This window comes from Cognatilysobacter tabacisoli, assembly GCF_003586305.1.
GTDB classification, from domain to species: domain Bacteria; phylum Pseudomonadota; class Gammaproteobacteria; order Xanthomonadales; family Xanthomonadaceae; genus Cognatilysobacter_A; species Cognatilysobacter_A tabacisoli.
In genome coordinates this window covers 848,236-863,502 of record NZ_KZ987400.1, presented here as the reverse complement: position 1 = coordinate 863,502, position 15,267 = coordinate 848,236, and the positions used below count along the sequence as shown (strand labels likewise).

16 protein-coding genes and 1 tRNA gene are annotated in these 15,267 nt (G+C 71.2%); 2 read left to right on the top strand and 15 right to left on the bottom strand.

Annotated elements, in window-relative coordinates; translation table 11 throughout:
- Positions 1–38: 38 nt before the first annotated feature.
- Together D3A60_RS03860 and recQ are read left to right on the top strand one after the other, a co-directional pair.
- The gene (locus D3A60_RS03860; protein ID WP_231120409.1) at positions 39–572 is read left to right on the top strand and encodes a Dps family protein; all 534 of its coding nucleotides are present in this window, start codon (positions 39–41) and stop codon (positions 570–572) included.
- A 182-nt stretch (positions 573–754) separates the two neighbouring features.
- A complete protein-coding gene (gene recQ, locus D3A60_RS03855; protein WP_119717354.1) occupies positions 755–2,569 on the top strand; it encodes a DNA helicase RecQ in 1,815 nt (604 codons plus the stop codon).
- Positions 2,570–2,624: 55 nt separating this feature from the next.
- Here the strand turns inward: recQ and D3A60_RS03850 are convergent.
- The 15 genes from D3A60_RS03850 to D3A60_RS03780 form a co-directional block, all read right to left on the bottom strand.
- A tRNA-Lys gene (locus D3A60_RS03850) sits at positions 2,625–2,700 on the bottom strand.
- Positions 2,701–2,795: 95 nt separating this feature from the next.
- Positions 2,796–3,494 (bottom strand): 7-cyano-7-deazaguanine synthase QueC, encoded by a 699-nt coding sequence (gene queC / locus D3A60_RS03845; RefSeq protein WP_119717353.1) that lies wholly within the window; start codon positions 3,492–3,494, stop codon positions 2,796–2,798.
- A 43-nt stretch (positions 3,495–3,537) separates the two neighbouring features.
- On the bottom strand, positions 3,538–4,215 hold the full coding sequence (queE, locus tag D3A60_RS03840) for a 7-carboxy-7-deazaguanine synthase QueE (protein WP_119717352.1): 678 nt from the start codon (positions 4,213–4,215) through the stop codon (positions 3,538–3,540).
- Between the two features lie 52 nt (positions 4,216–4,267).
- Positions 4,268–5,110, bottom strand: coding sequence for a tol-pal system protein YbgF (gene ybgF / locus D3A60_RS03835; RefSeq protein ID WP_119717351.1), 843 nt, complete (start codon positions 5,108–5,110; stop codon positions 4,268–4,270).
- Positions 5,111–5,385: 275 nt separating this feature from the next.
- On the bottom strand, positions 5,386–5,901 hold the full coding sequence (gene pal / locus D3A60_RS03830) for a peptidoglycan-associated lipoprotein Pal (protein WP_119717350.1): 516 nt from the start codon (positions 5,899–5,901) through the stop codon (positions 5,386–5,388).
- A 73-nt stretch (positions 5,902–5,974) separates the two neighbouring features.
- The gene (tolB, locus tag D3A60_RS03825) at positions 5,975–7,294 is read right to left on the bottom strand and encodes a Tol-Pal system beta propeller repeat protein TolB (RefSeq protein ID WP_119717349.1); all 1,320 of its coding nucleotides are present in this window, start codon (positions 7,292–7,294) and stop codon (positions 5,975–5,977) included.
- Between the two features lie 118 nt (positions 7,295–7,412).
- Positions 7,413–8,366, bottom strand: a complete 954-nt coding sequence (locus tag D3A60_RS03820; protein ID WP_119717348.1) for a TonB C-terminal domain-containing protein — start codon at positions 8,364–8,366, stop codon at positions 7,413–7,415.
- Entirely contained in the window at positions 8,363–8,806 is a 444-nt protein-coding gene (gene tolR / locus D3A60_RS03815) for a protein TolR (RefSeq protein WP_119717347.1), read from the bottom strand. Before tolR ends, D3A60_RS03820 begins: the two co-directional genes overlap by 4 nt.
- A 90-nt stretch (positions 8,807–8,896) precedes the next feature.
- Positions 8,897–9,685, bottom strand: a complete 789-nt coding sequence (gene tolQ, locus D3A60_RS03810) for a protein TolQ (RefSeq protein WP_119717346.1) — start codon at positions 9,683–9,685, stop codon at positions 8,897–8,899.
- A complete protein-coding gene (gene ybgC, locus D3A60_RS03805; protein ID WP_119717345.1) occupies positions 9,682–10,125 on the bottom strand; it encodes a tol-pal system-associated acyl-CoA thioesterase in 444 nt (147 codons plus the stop codon). The genes tolQ and ybgC overlap by 4 nt, the downstream gene beginning before the upstream one ends.
- Before the next feature lie 56 nt (positions 10,126–10,181).
- A complete protein-coding gene (gene ruvB / locus D3A60_RS03800; RefSeq protein WP_119717344.1) occupies positions 10,182–11,228 on the bottom strand; it encodes a Holliday junction branch migration DNA helicase RuvB in 1,047 nt (348 codons plus the stop codon).
- A 42-nt stretch (positions 11,229–11,270) separates the two neighbouring features.
- Positions 11,271–13,199 carry a potassium transporter Kup gene (locus D3A60_RS03795; protein WP_119717343.1) on the bottom strand — a complete coding sequence of 643 codons (1,929 nt, stop codon included), beginning with the start codon at positions 13,197–13,199 and terminating at the stop codon, positions 11,271–11,273.
- Between the two features lie 29 nt (positions 13,200–13,228).
- Entirely contained in the window at positions 13,229–13,819 is a 591-nt protein-coding gene (ruvA, locus tag D3A60_RS03790) for a Holliday junction branch migration protein RuvA (protein WP_119717342.1), read from the bottom strand.
- A gap of 56 nt (positions 13,820–13,875) precedes the next feature.
- Complete coding sequence (gene ruvC / locus D3A60_RS03785) at positions 13,876–14,397, bottom strand: crossover junction endodeoxyribonuclease RuvC (RefSeq protein ID WP_119717341.1); 522 nt, start codon at positions 14,395–14,397, stop codon at positions 13,876–13,878.
- A 78-nt stretch (positions 14,398–14,475) separates the two neighbouring features.
- Positions 14,476–15,198, bottom strand: coding sequence for a YebC/PmpR family DNA-binding transcriptional regulator (locus tag D3A60_RS03780; RefSeq protein WP_119717340.1), 723 nt, complete (start codon positions 15,196–15,198; stop codon positions 14,476–14,478).
- Between the last annotated feature and the right edge of the window lie 69 nt (positions 15,199–15,267).

Here is a 15,267-nt window from a genome sequence, read left to right as displayed (position 1 = left end):
CCGAAAAGTCCAAGAGCGCGAAGTCGAGTCCCGCCGGGATGCGGGCCGCCACGCTGACCCCGGCGGCCTCTCCGTCGCCAACGGCGCACAGCGCGCCGGCCATCGATATCGGGATCAGCCCGGGCGATCGCAAGAAGATCGCCGAGCACCTGTCGCGCTACCAGGCCGATGCGTTCACGCTGTACCTGAAGACCCACAACTTCCACTGGAACGTCACCGGGCCGATGTTCAATGCCCTGCACGTGATGTTCGAGACCCAGTACACCGAGCAGTGGAACGCGCTGGACGACGTGGCCGAGCGCATCCGCGCACTGGGGTTCAATGCGCCGGGCTCGTACGCCGAGTTCATCCGGCTGACGTCGATCCCGGAGGAGCCCGGCCTGACGGAGGCCGCCGATTGGCGCGAGATGGTGCGCCAGCTGACCGTCGGCAACGAGGCGGTGTGCCGCACCGCGCGCAAGGTGCTGAAGACCGCCGACGACGCCGGCGACGACCCGACCGTCGACCTGATGACCCAGCGCCTGCAGACCCACGAAAAGTACGCCTGGATGCTGCGCTCGCTGCTGCAGTGATCCGTTCGAACTGACGCTTCGCCACGGGGCCGCGTCGATCGCGGCCCCGTGCGTTTCCGGCACCCGCGCGACCGGGCCCGACCTCCGCGCCCGGCCATCGCTCTGCGCTGGACGCCGCGGCCCGGCAAATGCCTGCGTCGATCCCGCCGGAACCGGCGACGCCCGCCCGGTAAACTGCGCGCATGCCTGACGCCGCGCTCGACCTGCTCCGCCGCACCTTCGGCCACAACGACTTCCGCGGCGAGCAGGCGCAGATCGTCCAGCACGTGATCGACGGCGGCGATGCCCTCGTCCTGATGCCCACCGGCGGCGGCAAGTCGCTGTGCTACCAGTTGCCGGCGCTGCTGCGCGACGGCTGCGGGCTGGTGGTGTCGCCGCTGATCGCGCTGATGCAGGACCAGGTCGAGGCGCTGCGCCAGCTCGGCGTGCGCGCCGCGTTCCTCAATTCGACGCTCGACGCGGCCGGCGCGGCCGAGGTCGAGCGCCAGCTGCTCGCCGGCGAGCTCGACCTGCTGTACGTGGCGCCCGAGCGGCTGCTGACCGGACGGTTCCTGTCGCTGCTCGAGCGCGCGCGTATCGCCCTGTTCGCGATCGACGAGGCGCACTGCGTGTCGCAGTGGGGCCACGATTTCCGCCCCGAGTACCGGCAGCTGACCGTGCTGCACGAGCGCTGGCCGGAGATTCCGCGCATCGCGCTGACCGCGACCGCCGACGCCCCGACCCGGCGCGAGATCGCCGAGCGCCTCGCCCTCGAGGACGCGCGCGAGTTCGTCAGCTCGTTCGACCGGCCCAACCTGCGCTACCGGATCGTGCACAAGGACGGCAGCGGCGCGCGCCAGCTGATCGATTTCCTGGCCGCGCACCGCGGCAGCAGCGGCATCGTCTACGCGTTCTCGCGCAAGCGCGTCGAGGGCGTGGCCGAGCAGCTGCAGGCCGCCGGGATCAAGGCGCTGGCCTACCACGCCGGCATGGACTCGGCCGTGCGCGCCGCCAACCAGCGCCGCTTCCTGCAGGAGGACGGCGTGGTGATGGTCGCCACGATCGCGTTCGGCATGGGCATCGACAAGCCGGACGTGCGCTTCGTCGCCCACGTCGACCTGCCCAAGTCGATCGAGGGCTACTACCAGGAGACCGGCCGCGCCGGCCGCGACGGCGACCCGGCCGACGCGTGGCTCGCCTACGGCCTCGGCGACGTGGTCAACCTGCGCCAGCTGATCACCCAGGGCGAGGCCGGCGAGGAGCGCAAGCGGCTCGAACTGCGCAAGCTCGACGCGCTGCTCGGCTACTGCGAATCGACCGCGTGCCGGCGGCAGTCGCTGCTGGGCTGGTTCGGCGAGCCGCACCCCGGCGCGTGCGGCAACTGCGACAACTGCCTGGAGCCGCCGGAGAGCTGGGACGGCACCGAGGCCGCGCGCAAGGCGCTGAGCTGCGTGTACCGCACCGGCCAGCGCTTCGGCGTGGTCCACGTGATGGACGTGCTGATGGGCAAGCCGACCGACAAGGTGCGCCAGTACGGTCACGACCAGTTGAGCACCTGGGGCATCGGCCGCGACCTCGACGAACGCGCGTGGCGCGGCGTGTTCCGCCAGCTGGTGGCCGGCGGCCTGCTCGACGCCGACGTCGAACGCCACGGCGCGCTGCGCCTGACCCCGCTCAGCACCCCGGTGCTGCGCGGCGAACAGGAACTGCGCTTCCGCCGCGAACCCGAACGCGCGGCCGCGCGCGGCCGCGACCGCCGGCGCGGCACCGCGGCCGCCCTGCCTGACCTCGCCCCGGACGCGCAGCTGCGCTTCGACGCGCTGCGCGACTGGCGCGCGACGATGGCCAAGGAGCAGAACGTCCCGGCCTACGTGATCTTCCACGACAGCACGCTGCGCGCGATCGCCGAGGCGGCGCCGGCCGATCTGGACGACCTCTCGCGCATCCCCGGGATCGGCGCCAGCAAGCTCGACCGCTACGGCGAGGACGTGCTGCAGCACCTGTTCGACGCGGACTGAGCGCGCACGGGCGCGACGGCGCTGCGCGAGCGCGCGCGGACGGTCAGCGGGGGAATGGTGGGCCGTGATGGATTCGAACCATCGACCAGCGGATTAAAAGTCCGATGCTCTACCGACTGAGCTAACGGCCCACGAGAGATGCGCGGTTGCGCCGCCGGCGTTGCGCCGGGGCGGGCATTCTAGCGCAGCGCCTGCGCGCCATGCAGGCGAACGCGGGCGCGGCGATTCAGGCGTAGCGGGTCGGGTCGGCGACGCCGGCGGCGGCGAAGCCGTCGGCGCGCAGGCGGCAGGCGTCGCAGTGGCCGCACGCGCGGCCGTCGGCGTCGGCCTGGTAGCACGACACGGTCTGGGCGAAGTCGACGCCCAGGCGCATGCCCTCGCGGACGATGTCGGCCTTGCTCATGAACTGCAGCGGCGCGTGCACGCGCAGGCCGGCGCCTTCGACGCCCGCCTTGGTCGCCAGGTTCGCCAGCGACTGGAACGCGGCGATGAACTCCGGGCGGCAGTCCGGGTAGCCGGAATAGTCGACCGCGTTGACGCCGCAGAAGATGTCCGCCGCGCCGAGCACCTCGGCCCAGCCGAGCGCGACCGACAGCATGATCGTGTTGCGCGCCGGTACGTAGGTCACCGGGATGGCGTTGGTCGCCGCGTCGACGCCGACCGCGTGGCCGTCGTCGTCCGTCGGCACCGCGATCGCCGCGTCGGTCAGCGCCGAGCCGCCGATGCTGCGCAGGTCGACGTTGACCGTCTTGTGCGCGACCGCGCCGAGCGCGTTCGATACGCGGTCGGCGGCGTCGAGCTCGGAGGTGTGCCGCTGGCCGTAGCGCACGCTCAGGGCGTGCACCGCGAAGCCCTGCTCGCGGGCGATCGCCAGCACGACGGCGGAGTCCATGCCTCCGGAAACCAGGACGACGGCGTTCTTCATGCGCGGCTCTACTCGTGGGGTCGTTCGCGGGACGGCCGGCGCATCAGCGGCCGGGTTCGTCGTCCCACAGGATCTTGTGCAGCTGCAGCTGGAAGCGCACCGGCAGGCGGTCGGCGACGATCCAGTCGGCCAGGTCGCGCGGGCGCACCTGGGTGAAGCTCGGCGAGAACAGCACGTCGCACACCCCGGTCAGCCCGTGCTCGGCGACGACGGCCTTCGACCAGTCGTAGTCCTCGCGCGAGCAGATCACGAACTTGACCTGGTCGCGCGGCGTCAGCAGCGGCAGATTCGACCACAGGTTGCGGTGGGCTTCGGCCGAGCCGGGCGTCTTGATGTCCAGCACGCGCGATACGCGCGGGTCGACGTCGGCGATGTCGATCGCGCCGGAGGTTTCCAGCGACACGTCGTAGCCGGCATCGCACAGCCGCTGCAGCAGGCCGATGCAGCGCTTCTGCGCCAGCGGCTCGCCCCCGGTGACGCAGACGTGGCGGGCGCCGTGGGTGGCGACCTCGGCGAGGATCGCGTCGATGTCCCACCACTGCCCGCCGTGGAACGCGTACGCGGTGTCGCAGTACTGGCAGCGCAGCGGGCAGCCGGTCAGCCGCACGAACACGGTCGGCCAGCCGATGCTGTTCGACTCGCCCTGCAGCGACAGGAAGATCTCGGTGAGCTTGAGCCGGTCCGCGGCAGCGGCGGCCGCATCGGGGACGACGGCGTTCATGCCGCCATTTTAATCGACCCGGGCGATGCGCCGGACGCGCCGGCGCGCTCGGTCAGCGCAGGCGGCCGAGCTGGATCGCGGACAGGCGGTCGCTGGCCGTGCGCGCGGCGTCGGTGCCGGGGAAGCGCGCGACGACGTCGGCCAGCGTGCGCTCGGCGGCGTCGACCTCCTTCAGGCCCCACTGGCTCAGGCCGAGCTTCAGCATCGCGCCGGGGGTCTTGTCGTGGGTCGGGTAGCGGTCGAGCAGCGCCTGGAACTGCGCCTGCGCGAGCTGGTAGTTCTGCGTCACGTAGTAGCTCTCGCCGAGCCAGTACAGCGCGTTCGGCGCGTAGGCGCCGCTCGGGTACTGGTCGAGGAAGGCCTGGAACTGGCGCGCGGCGTCGGCGTACTGGCCGGCGCGCAGCACCGCGAACGCCGCGTCGTAGGCGCCGCGCTCGCCGGCGCCCTGGGCCAGCGTGCCGGCATCGCCGTAGACCGACGGTGCGCGCTCGGCGGGCGCGGCGGCCGCCGGACGGGCCGTGGGCGTGCGGGCCGCGGGCACGGCCGCCGACGGAGGTGCGGCCCCCGGCGGGATCACCGGCGCCGTGCCCCCTTCGAGCCGCTCGAGGCGGCCGTCGAGGTCCAGGTACTGCGCCCGCGAGGTCGACTGCAGCTGCTCGAGCTGCTGCTGCTGCTCCTCGATCTGGGCGCGCAGGGCCTGTACCTCGGACTTCAGCTGGTTGACCTGGTTCAGCAGGTCGACGGTGGCCTGGTTGTCGCCGGCGCGCTGCTCGAGCACCGCCACGCGGTCGGCCAGGCTCGCGCGCTGCGCCTGCGCGGGCGCGGCGGCGAGCGACAGGGCGAGCAGCGGGGCGGCGAGTGCGGATGCGGAGACGGACAGGGAAAAGGTCTTCATCGGTGCGATTTTCCTGGGAACGGGGCGGCGGGCGCCGCGTCCGATGCATCGGGGATACATGGGACCGCGTCGACGGCGATCGGTTCGGTCGCGATGCCGGGGCATCGCCGGGCGCCAACATACCGCGGGCGGAATGGACGGACCATGAGCCCGCTCGCGGCAGGCATGCGCATTCGTCGCCGCGCGCATGGAGCCCAGAAACGGCATGGCCCCCGCGAGCGGGGGCCATGCCGGGTCGCGTCGGGCGCGCGAGCGCGCACCCGGGCGGGAGCCGCTTACTTCGCGGTGTAGACGATCTCGACGCGGCGGTTCTTGGCCCAGCAGTCCTCGTTCGAGTCGGTGCAGACCGGGCGCTCTTCGCCGTAGCTGGTCACGGTGATCTGGCCGCCCGAGCCGCCGTTGGCCTGCACGGCCGACGACACGGCGTTGCCGCGGCGCTCGCCCAGGCCGAGGTTGTACTCGCGGCTGCCGCGCTCGTCGGCGTTGCCTTCCATCGTCATGCGCGAAGACGGACGGTCGCGCAGGTACTTGGCGTGGCAGGCGACGATGTTCTGGAACTCCGGACGCAGGGTGTCCTGGTCGAGGTCGAAGTACACCACGCGCTGGCGCAGGCAGGCGTCGGTGTCGAGGTCGCCCGGGCCGTACGCGCCCGGCGCGACCGGACCGGTGTCGGTGACCGGCGCGGTGTCGGTCGCGGTGTCGGCCGGCGGCGCTTCCTTGACCTTCTTGGAGCACGCCACGGCGACGGTGCAGAGCACGGCGGCGAGCAGGATGCGGGCAGAGTTGTTCATCGTGGTTCCTTGTCTACGGAGTGGGACAGGTGGCTACGGGGGATGCGAGAGGGCGCGAGGGACGGGGCGCGGCTCAGCGCGGGGTCCGGTACGGACCCCAGGCCGGCTCGCGCACGTCGCCGTCGGCCAGCACCAGGCGCTGGCGCACCCGCGCGTCGGCGGAAACGGCGTAGAGGACCCCCCGGCGGCCTTCACGGGCAGCATAGAGGATCATCACGCCATTCGGGGCAAAGCTCGGGGACTCGTCCAGCGAGCCCGGCGAAAGCGTGCTCCAGCGCGCATTCCCGAGGCTGCTGTCCATCATCGCGATGCGGTACGTGTTGCCCGAACCCTGCGCGGTGACGACCTTCTTGCCGTCGGCCGAAACGTCGGCGCTGGCGTTGTAGGTGCCCTGGAACGTGACGCGCGTAGCGCCGCCGCCGCTGGCGGCGACCTGGTAGATCTGCGGGCGACCGCCGCGGTCGGAGGTGAAATACACGCGGCTGCCGTCGGCGCTCCAGGTCGGCTCGGTGTCGATGCCGAAATGGTTGGTCAGCTGGGTCAGCGCGCGGCTGCCGAGGTCCATCACGTAGATCTCGGGGTTGCCGCTGCGCGACAGCGTCAGCGCCAGGCGCCGGCCGTCCGGCGAGAACGACGGCGCGCCGTTGATGCCACGGAACTTGGCCACCAGCTCGCGCGCGCCGGTGGCGATGGTCTGGATGTAGATCGACGAGTTGCCGCCCTCGAAGCTGACGTAGGCCAGGCGGCCGCCGTCCGGGCTCCACGACGGCGACAGCAGCGGCTCGGGCGAGCGGACCACGGTCTGCGGATTGAAGCCGTCGGAGTCGGCGACCATCAGCGCGTAGCGGCTGGCGCGACCGGTGCCTGTGGCGGTCACGTAGGCGATGCGGGTGAAGAACGCGCCGCGCACGCCGGTGATCTTCTCGTAGATCGCATCGGCGACCTGGTGGGCGACGTCGCGCAGCGCGCTGCTGCGCGCGGTCAGGGCGAAGCCGAGCAGCCGCTCCTGCTTGGCCACGTCGAACAGTTCGTACTCGACCCGGTAGCTGCCGCCGCCGGCATCGACGACGCGGCCGACGACGAGGAAATCCTGGTTCAGCGCGCGCCACGTCGGGTAGTTGACCTCGCTGCCGCGGGTCGGGCGCTCGGCCATCTGCGCGTCGGGCAGGCCGCGAAACTGGCCCGAGCGCTCGAGATCGGCCTTGACCACGGCGGCGACGTCGGTGGCCGGTGCCGCCCCGCTCCCCTGGTACGGCATCGGCACCACCGCGATCGGCGTGGCCGCGGCGTTGCCGCCGACGATGTCGATTTCCAGGCCCTGCGCCTGCGCGGAGGCGGCCAGCGGGAAGGTGAAGGCAAGGGCGGCGAGCAGCCAGCGCAGGGGTCGGTTCATCGGCACTCCGGTGGGGGACGCGGGACGGCAGCGAAAGCAAACCGTTCAGCTTCGAAGGTTTAACAGGATGGTCGTGAACGCTTGCTCAAAGCTGAACCGGGCGACGGGGCCCGGGGAATCAACGGTCCGCCGCCTTGAAGTTCAGCGTCAGCGTGCGCTGGAACACCGGCTCGAAGCCGGCGTACGGCAGCGGCTGCGCCTTCAGCACCGCGCGCTTGATCGATTCCTGGCCCTGCTCGTCGTACGAGCACGGCGAGGCCACCTGCACGTCCATGACCTCGCCGCCGGGCAGCTGGCGGATCACCAGCCGGCACGGCGCGCCGATCGGCACGGTCTCGGGGCGGGTCCACTTCGACACGATCGCCTGGCGCAGCGCCTCGGCATACCGCGCCTGCAATCCGGTGTCGGTGCCGCCGGCGCCGGCCGGCTGGCTGGCGGCGGCGTCGGAACGGGCGGCTTCTTCCGACGCGCTCGCGGCGCGGGCCTCGGCGATCTGCCGCAGTTGCGCTTCGGCGACCTTGGCGTCGCGCGCGGCAAGCGCGCGGCGGCGGCGGATTTCGGCCAGCTGCTGCTGGCGCTGCTGCTCCATCTCGGACAGCCGACGCTGGCGTTCGGCGTCCTGCTGGCGCTGCTGCTCGGTCAGGTCGACCTGCTCCTGCCGGCGCTTGGCCTCCTGCACCTTCGCCTCCTCCGCCGGCGTCGGGGTCGGCGCGTCGACCACGGCCTCCTGGTTGACGTCGTCCGGCTGCGGGATGAAGTCCTGCGCTTCGCGCTGCACCGGCGTCGGCTGGTCCTCGGGGCGCGGCTCCGGCTCGGGCTGCGGCAGCGGGTCGCTGTCGACCTCCTCGGGCTCGGGCGCGACGATGGGCTCGGGGCGGTCGGCGATCGTGCGGCGCATCGCGCTCGACAGCGAACTGGACTCGACAACCTCGGCCGACATCGCGCCGGCCGCCGCCGCGGGCGCGGCGGCGCGCGTCCACCACAGCCCGGCGAACAGCACCAGCGCCAGCGCCAGGTGCACCAGCAGCGCCAGCACGATCGCCCGGGCGGTGTCGGCCGGCTTTTCCCTCATCGAGCCGGATCCTGCTTCGGCGCGCTGATCAGGCTGACCTTGTCGACGCCCGCCTCTTTCAGCAGGTCGATCGCGTCGGTGATGGTCTGGTAGCTGGCGGTGGCGTCACCGCCGACCAGCACCTGCACGTCCTTGTTCTGCGCGACGATCCCGCCGACGCGCGCGCGCAGGTCGGCCGCGGTCACGCTCTCGTTCTTGCCGGCGGTGACGGCGAGGAAGTAGTTGCCCTGCGCGTCTACGCTTACGACCACCGGGTCCTGCTTCTGCTGCAGGGAGCGCGCCTTCGACTGCGGCAGGTTGATCTCGGTCGCGACGTTCAGCAGCGGCGCGGTGATCATGAAGATGATCAGCAGCACCAGCATCACGTCGATGTACGGCACGACGTTGATCTCGGACTTGAGCTTGCGCTTGCGCTGGCGGCGCGCGGACAGGACGGACATGGCGGGGCTCTCGTGTGCGGGGGGACGAACGCACGGACCGGCGGGACGGGGTTGCGCGGCAGTGCGCGCACTCGCCCTCGCCGGCGCGCGTCAGGTCTCGTCGACGTGGGCCTGGCGCTGCAGGATCGAGGAGAACTCCTCGGCGAACGTGTCGTAGCGCACCGCGAGCCGCTCGACCGCGGTAGCGAAGCGGTTGTAGGCCCAGACCGCCGGGATCGCGACGAACAGGCCCATCGCCGTGGCCAGCAGCGCCTCGGAGATGCCCGGCGCGACGTCCTTGATGCCGACCTGCTGGCTGCTGGCGAGCAGCGAATGCATCGTCACCATGATCCCGAACACGGTGCCGACCAGGCCGATGTACGGCGAGGTCGAGCCGATGTTGGCGAGCAGCTCGAGGTTGTGCTCGAGCCCGTCGAGCTCGCGCGAGGCGGTCGCGCGCATCGAGCGCTGCGCGCCCTCGAGCTGCATGCGGCCGTCGGCGCCGCGGCGCTGGCGCAGCCGGCCGAACTCGCGGAAGCCGGCCTCGAAGATCGCCTCGAGCCCGCCGATGTCCCGATTGCGCTCGGTCGCGGCGGAATACAGCTTGGTCAGCTCGGCGCCGGACCAGAACCGCTCCTCGAACTGCTCGGCCTCGCGCGCGGCGCGGCGGATCACGCTGCGCTTGCGGAAGATGATGACCCACGACGCCACCGACGCGACCACCAGCAGCAGCATGATCAGCTGCACGGGAATGCTGGCCTTGAGCACCAGATCGAGCAGGTCGAGGCTGTTCGCCGGCGCGGTCGCGGCGGCGGCCAGCGCGTCGACGGTCGACGCGGCGGCTTCCTCGGGCAGCGGCTCGACGGCGGTGGCCTGCATCGCGGTCAACAGTGGGGTCATGCTGGGTTCTCCGTGCGCGCGGGCCGGGGGGCCGGCGCGCTGTGTTCGAGGGCTTTGAGTTGTTCGTACAGCGCCGGCGGGATGGCCGTCGGGCGGAACGTCGCCGCGTCCAGCGCCGCCACGCGGACCTGCGCGGTCAGCAGCAGCTCGCCGTCGCGGACGATGCGCTGGGCGAACACCGCGCTCGCGCGCCGGCAGTCCGACAGCGCCGCGGTGACCGCCAGCACGTCGTCCAGACGCGCCGGCTTGAGGAAATCCAGCGTCATCGCACGCACCGCGAACACCAGCCCGTGCTCGACCCGCAGCCGCTCCTGGCCGTGGCCCTGCGCGCGCATCCAGTCGCTGCGCGCGCGTTCGAGGAAGGCGAGGTACTGCGCGTGGTAGACCACGCCGCCTGCGTCGGTATCTTCCCAATAAATGCGGACGGGTAGGCTGAACATCCGTTAAGAATCCCCGCAAACGGTGACAGGGCGCGCCTTTGCGGCGCGTCGCATCGCTAGTCGCCCGGCGCGACGGCGGCCGCGTCGAACAGCCCGCCGTCGCGCGCGCGCGGCGCCAGGCCGATGTGGCGGTAGGCCTTCGGCGTGGCCATGCGGCCGCGCGCGGTGCGCACCAGGTAGCCCTGCTGGATCAGGTACGGCTCGATCACGTCCTCGAGCGTGCCGCGCTCCTCGCTCAGCGCCGCAGCCAGCGACTCGACGCCGACCGGTCCGCCGTCGAACGACTCGACGATGGTGCGCAGCAGCCGCCGGTCGAGGTCGTCGAAGCCTTCCGGGTCGACCTTCAGCATCAGCATCGCCGCGTCGGCGGTCTCGGCGGTGATCGTGCCGTCGGCGCGCACCTGGGCGAAATCGCGCACGCGCCGCAGCAGCCGGTTGGCGATGCGCGGGGTGCCGCGCGACCGCCGCGCGATCTCCGCCGCGCCTTCCGGCGCGCACGCAATGCCGAGGATCTGCGCCGAGCGTCGCACGATGCGCGTGAGCTCCTCGGCGCTATAGAACTCCAGCCGCTGGACGATGCCGAAGCGGTCGCGCAGCGGCGCGGTCAGCAGACCGGCGCGGGTGGTGGCGCCGATCAGGGTGAACGGCGGCAGGTCGAGCTTGATCGAGCGCGCGGCAGGGCCCTCGCCGATCATGATGTCGATCTGGTAGTCCTCCATCGCCGGGTAGAGGATTTCCTCGACCACGGGCGAGAGTCGGTGGATCTCGTCGACGAACAGCACGTCGTGCGGCTGCAGGTTGGTCAGCAGCGCGGCGAGGTCGCCGGCCTTCTCGATCACCGGGCCCGAGGTCTGGCGCAGATTCACGCCTAGTTCGTTGGCGATCACGTGGCTCAGCGTGGTCTTGCCCAGGCCGGGCGGGCCGAAGATCAGCACGTGGTCGAGCGCCTCGCCGCGGCCCTTGGCCGCGTCGATGTAGATCTTCATCTGCTCGCGCACGGGCTGCTGGCCGAGGTACTCGTCCAGCCGCTTCGGGCGGATCGAGGCGTCGACGGCGTCGTCCTCGCGGGTGGCGCCGGCGGCGATCAGGCGGTCGTCTGTCATGCGGGGATTATGCGCGAGCCGGCGGCCGGCGACGGATGCCTGCTAGATCTCGATCTGCGCGCCCAACTCGACCAGCCGGTTGCCCGGGATGCGGAAGAATCCGGTCGCCGGCGCGGCGTTGCGGTGCATCAGCGCGAACACCTTGTCACGCCAGATCGGCATGCCGCGGTGGCGGCCGGCGACAACCGTCTCGCGACTGGTGAAGTAGGTCGTTTCCATCGGATCGAAGTAGATGCCCCCCGCGTCGCACGAACGCATCAGGGCCAGCGGAACGTCCGGGGTCTCCATGAAACCGAACTTGATGACGACGCGATAGAAATCATCGCCGATCGATTCGATCTTCAAACGCTTGTCCTTCGCCGCGTAGGGCACGTTCAAGGTGTCCACCGTCAGGAACACGTTGCGCTCGTGCAGCACCTTGTTGTGCTTGAGGTTATGCAGCATCGCGTGCGGTACGACGGTCTTGTCGGCGGTCAGGAACACCGCGGTGCCGGGCACCCGCACCGGCGGGGCCAGCATCAGCCCGGGCAGGAACACGTCGAGCTGGATGCCTTCCTTGCGGATTTCCCCGTGGAGCAGTTCGCGGCCGCGACGCCAGGTGCGCATCATCGTGAAGGCGAAGATGCCGATGAACAGCGGTACCCACGCCCCGATGCCACTCAGCAGCTTGGCGCCGTTGGCGAACAGGAACGCCAGGTCGATCAGCAGGAACAGCGCGCACAGCGGCAGCACCCACTTGCGCGAGTCCGGCCAGCGCGTGTACGCGACCACGGCCAGCAGCAACGTGTCGATCAGCATCGTGCCGGTGACGGACAGGCCGTATGCGGTTGCCAGCGCGCCGGAGCTGCGGAAGGTCAGGACCAGCAGCACGACCGCGCCCAGCAGCATCCAGTTGATCGACGGCACGTAGATCTGCCCGATCGTGTCGCGCGAGGTGTACTTGATGGCCAGCCGCGGCAGGTAGCCGAGCTGGATCGCCTGGCGGGTCACCGAGAACGCGCCGGTGATGACCGCCTGCGACGCCACGGCCGCGGCGGTGGTCGCCAGCACCAGCATGGGTATCTGCGCCCAGTCGGGGATCGACATGTAGAACGGATTGGCGACCGCCTCCGGCGAGCGCAGCAGCACCGCGCCCTGGCCGTAGTAGTTCAGCGTCAGGGCGGGCAGGACGAAGCCGAACCAGCCCCAGCGGATCGGCCGCTTGCCGAAGTGCCCCATGTCGGCGTACAGCGCCTCGCCACCGGTGACGGTCAGCACCACCGCGCCGAGGATCAGGACCGCGTGCCACTCGTGCGTGGCGAAGAAATGCCAGGCCCAGTACGGATTCAGCGCGCGCAGCACCAGCGGGTTCTGCACGATGTTGTACGCGCCGAACGCGGCGATGACGACGAACCACGCGATCATGATCGGTCCGAACGCCCTGCCGACCTTCGCCGTGCCGAAGCGCTGGAACGCGAACAGGCCGAACAGGATCACCAGGCTGATCGGCACCACCGCCTGGCCGAACACCGGCGAGATCACCTCCAGGCCTTCCACCGCGCCGAGCACCGTGATCGGCGGGGTGATCATGCCGTCGCCGAAGAACAGCGCCGCGCCGAAGATGCCGAGGATGCCGACCACGTAGCTGAGCCGCGAGCCCTTCTGCAGGCTGCGCTGGGCCAGCGCGGTCAGCGCCATGATGCCGCCCTCGCCTTCGTTGTCGGCGCGCATGATGACGATGACGTACTTCAGCGTCACGACCAGCAGCAGCGACCAGAATCCGAGCGAGAGCAGACCCTTGACCGTCTCGGCGTCGGGCGTGAGGCCGAAGTGCGGGTGGAACATCTCCTTGATGGTGTACAGCGGGCTGGTGCCGATGTCGCCGAACACCACGCCGACCGCGCCGACGATCAGGGCCGCCAGCCCCGCCTGCGCGTGGCCGTGCCCGCCGACGGGTGCGGCGCTGCTGGAATCCGGGGTCGAACTGGCCATGGGCCTGCCTGTGCGGGACGTTGGGGGCGTCAGCGAAGCGCGGACTTTAGCGCCTTGCGGATGATCGTGGCGGCGTCGTCGCCGTCGGCCATCGCGTCGCGCGCCATGCGCGCGGCCTCGGCCGGCTTGTAGCCCAGCTGCTGCAGGGCGATCACCGCCTCGGACTGCGGGTCGTGGGCCACGCCGCCGGACGGCAGCGTGGCGCCGGTGCCGGCCAGGTCGGCCGCGCGATCGCGCAGTTCGACGACCATGCGCTCGGCGGTCTTCTTGCCGATGCCGGGGATGCGGGTCAGCGAGGTCACGTCGCCGGCCTGCACCATCCGCGCGAAATCGTCGACCGACACGCCCGACAGGACCGCCAGCGCGATCTTGGCGCCGATGCCGGTGACCCGCTGCACGTCGCGGAACAGCCGGCGCTCGGACTCGCGGAGGAAGCCGTACAGCGAGACGCTGTCCTCCTTCTGCGCGTAGTGGGTGAACAGCGCGACTTCCCGGCCCAGCTCGGGCAGGTCGTAGAACGTGCTCATCGGCGCCTCGAGCTCGTAGCCGACGCCGTGCACGTCGACGACGAGCCACGGTGGCTGCTTGTGCACGACGATGCCTTTCAGGCGTCCAATCACGACGATGCCCCTTCGGTGCTGGCGGTGGTGGTTGCGGTGGTCATTGCGGGCAAGCGCTAGCGCCGGCGCAGCAGCTGGGTGCTGATGCCGGTGCGCGACGCGGTCGCGCTCATGTGCGCATGGGTCAGCGCGACGGCCAGCGCGTCGGCCGCGTCGGCCTGCAGCTTCACTTCCGGCAGGCTCAGCAGCAGGCGGACCATGTGCTGGACCTGGTCCTTGTCGGCGGCGCCGCGGCCGACCAGCGACTGCTTGATCACGCGCGGGGCGTACTCGCTGATCGGCAGGTGGCGGCGCACGACCGTCGCCAGCGCCGCGCCGCGCGCATGGCCGAGCTTCAGCGCCGACGTCGCCGACTTGTCCATGAACACCGTCTCGATCGCGACCTGCTGCGGCTGCCACTGGTCGAGCACGGATTCGAGCACCTCGCACAGCAGGCCGAGCCGCGACGGGAAATCGGCCGCGTCGAGCAGCTTGATCGCCTGGGCGTGCACGTAGCTGCAGCGGCCGTCGGCGGCGACGTCGATGACGCCGATGCCGGTGCGCTGCGAGCCCGGGTCGATGCCGAGGATGCGCATCACGCGGACGCGCCGTGGCGGGTGCGGGTCATGGCGGGGTGCGCCCGGATGCGGCGGAGGACCGCGGGCCGGGCACGCGACTCAGGCATCGCCGAGGTCGGCGTTGGAGTAGACGTTCTGCACGTCGTCGAGGTCCTCGAGCCAGCGCAGCAGCTTGCGCACCTGCTCGGCGGTCTCGCCTTCGACGGAGATGTCGTTGTCGGCGCGCAGGGTCACCTCGGCCAGGTCCGGCGCCAGCCCGGCGGCCGCCATCGCCGCCCGGACGGCCTCGAACGCGTCCGGCGCGGTCAGCACGTCGATCGCGCCGTCCTCCGGATACACCACGACGTCGTCGGCGCCGGCGTCGATCGCGGCCTCGGTGACCCGGTCTTCGTCGGCACCGGGCGCGTACGACAGGACCCCGAGCTTGCGGAACATGAAGGCGACCGAGCCGTCGGTGCCGAGGTTGCCGCCGAACTTGCCGAACGCGTGGCGCACGTCGGCGACGGTGCGGACCTTGTTGTCGGTCAGGCAGTCGACGATCACCGCGACGCCGCCCGGGGCGTAGCCCTCGTAGCGGATTTCCTCGTACTCGACGCCTTCCAGCTCGCCGGTGGCCTTCTTGATCGCGCGCTCGATCACGTCCTTGGACATGTTGACCGCCAGGCCCTTGTCGATCGCCGCGCGCAGGCGCGGGTTGCCCGAGGGGTCGCCGCCGCCGGCGCGAGCCGCCACGCCGATCTCGCGGATGACCTTGGTGAAGATCTTGCCGCGCTGCGCGTCGACGGCGTTCTTGCGGGCTTCGATCGAAGGGCCTCGACCCATGGCGTGTTCTTCGGCGTCCGGTACGGGGGGCGAATTCTACTCGACCCGGCGTGCGGGCATCCCGCCAGC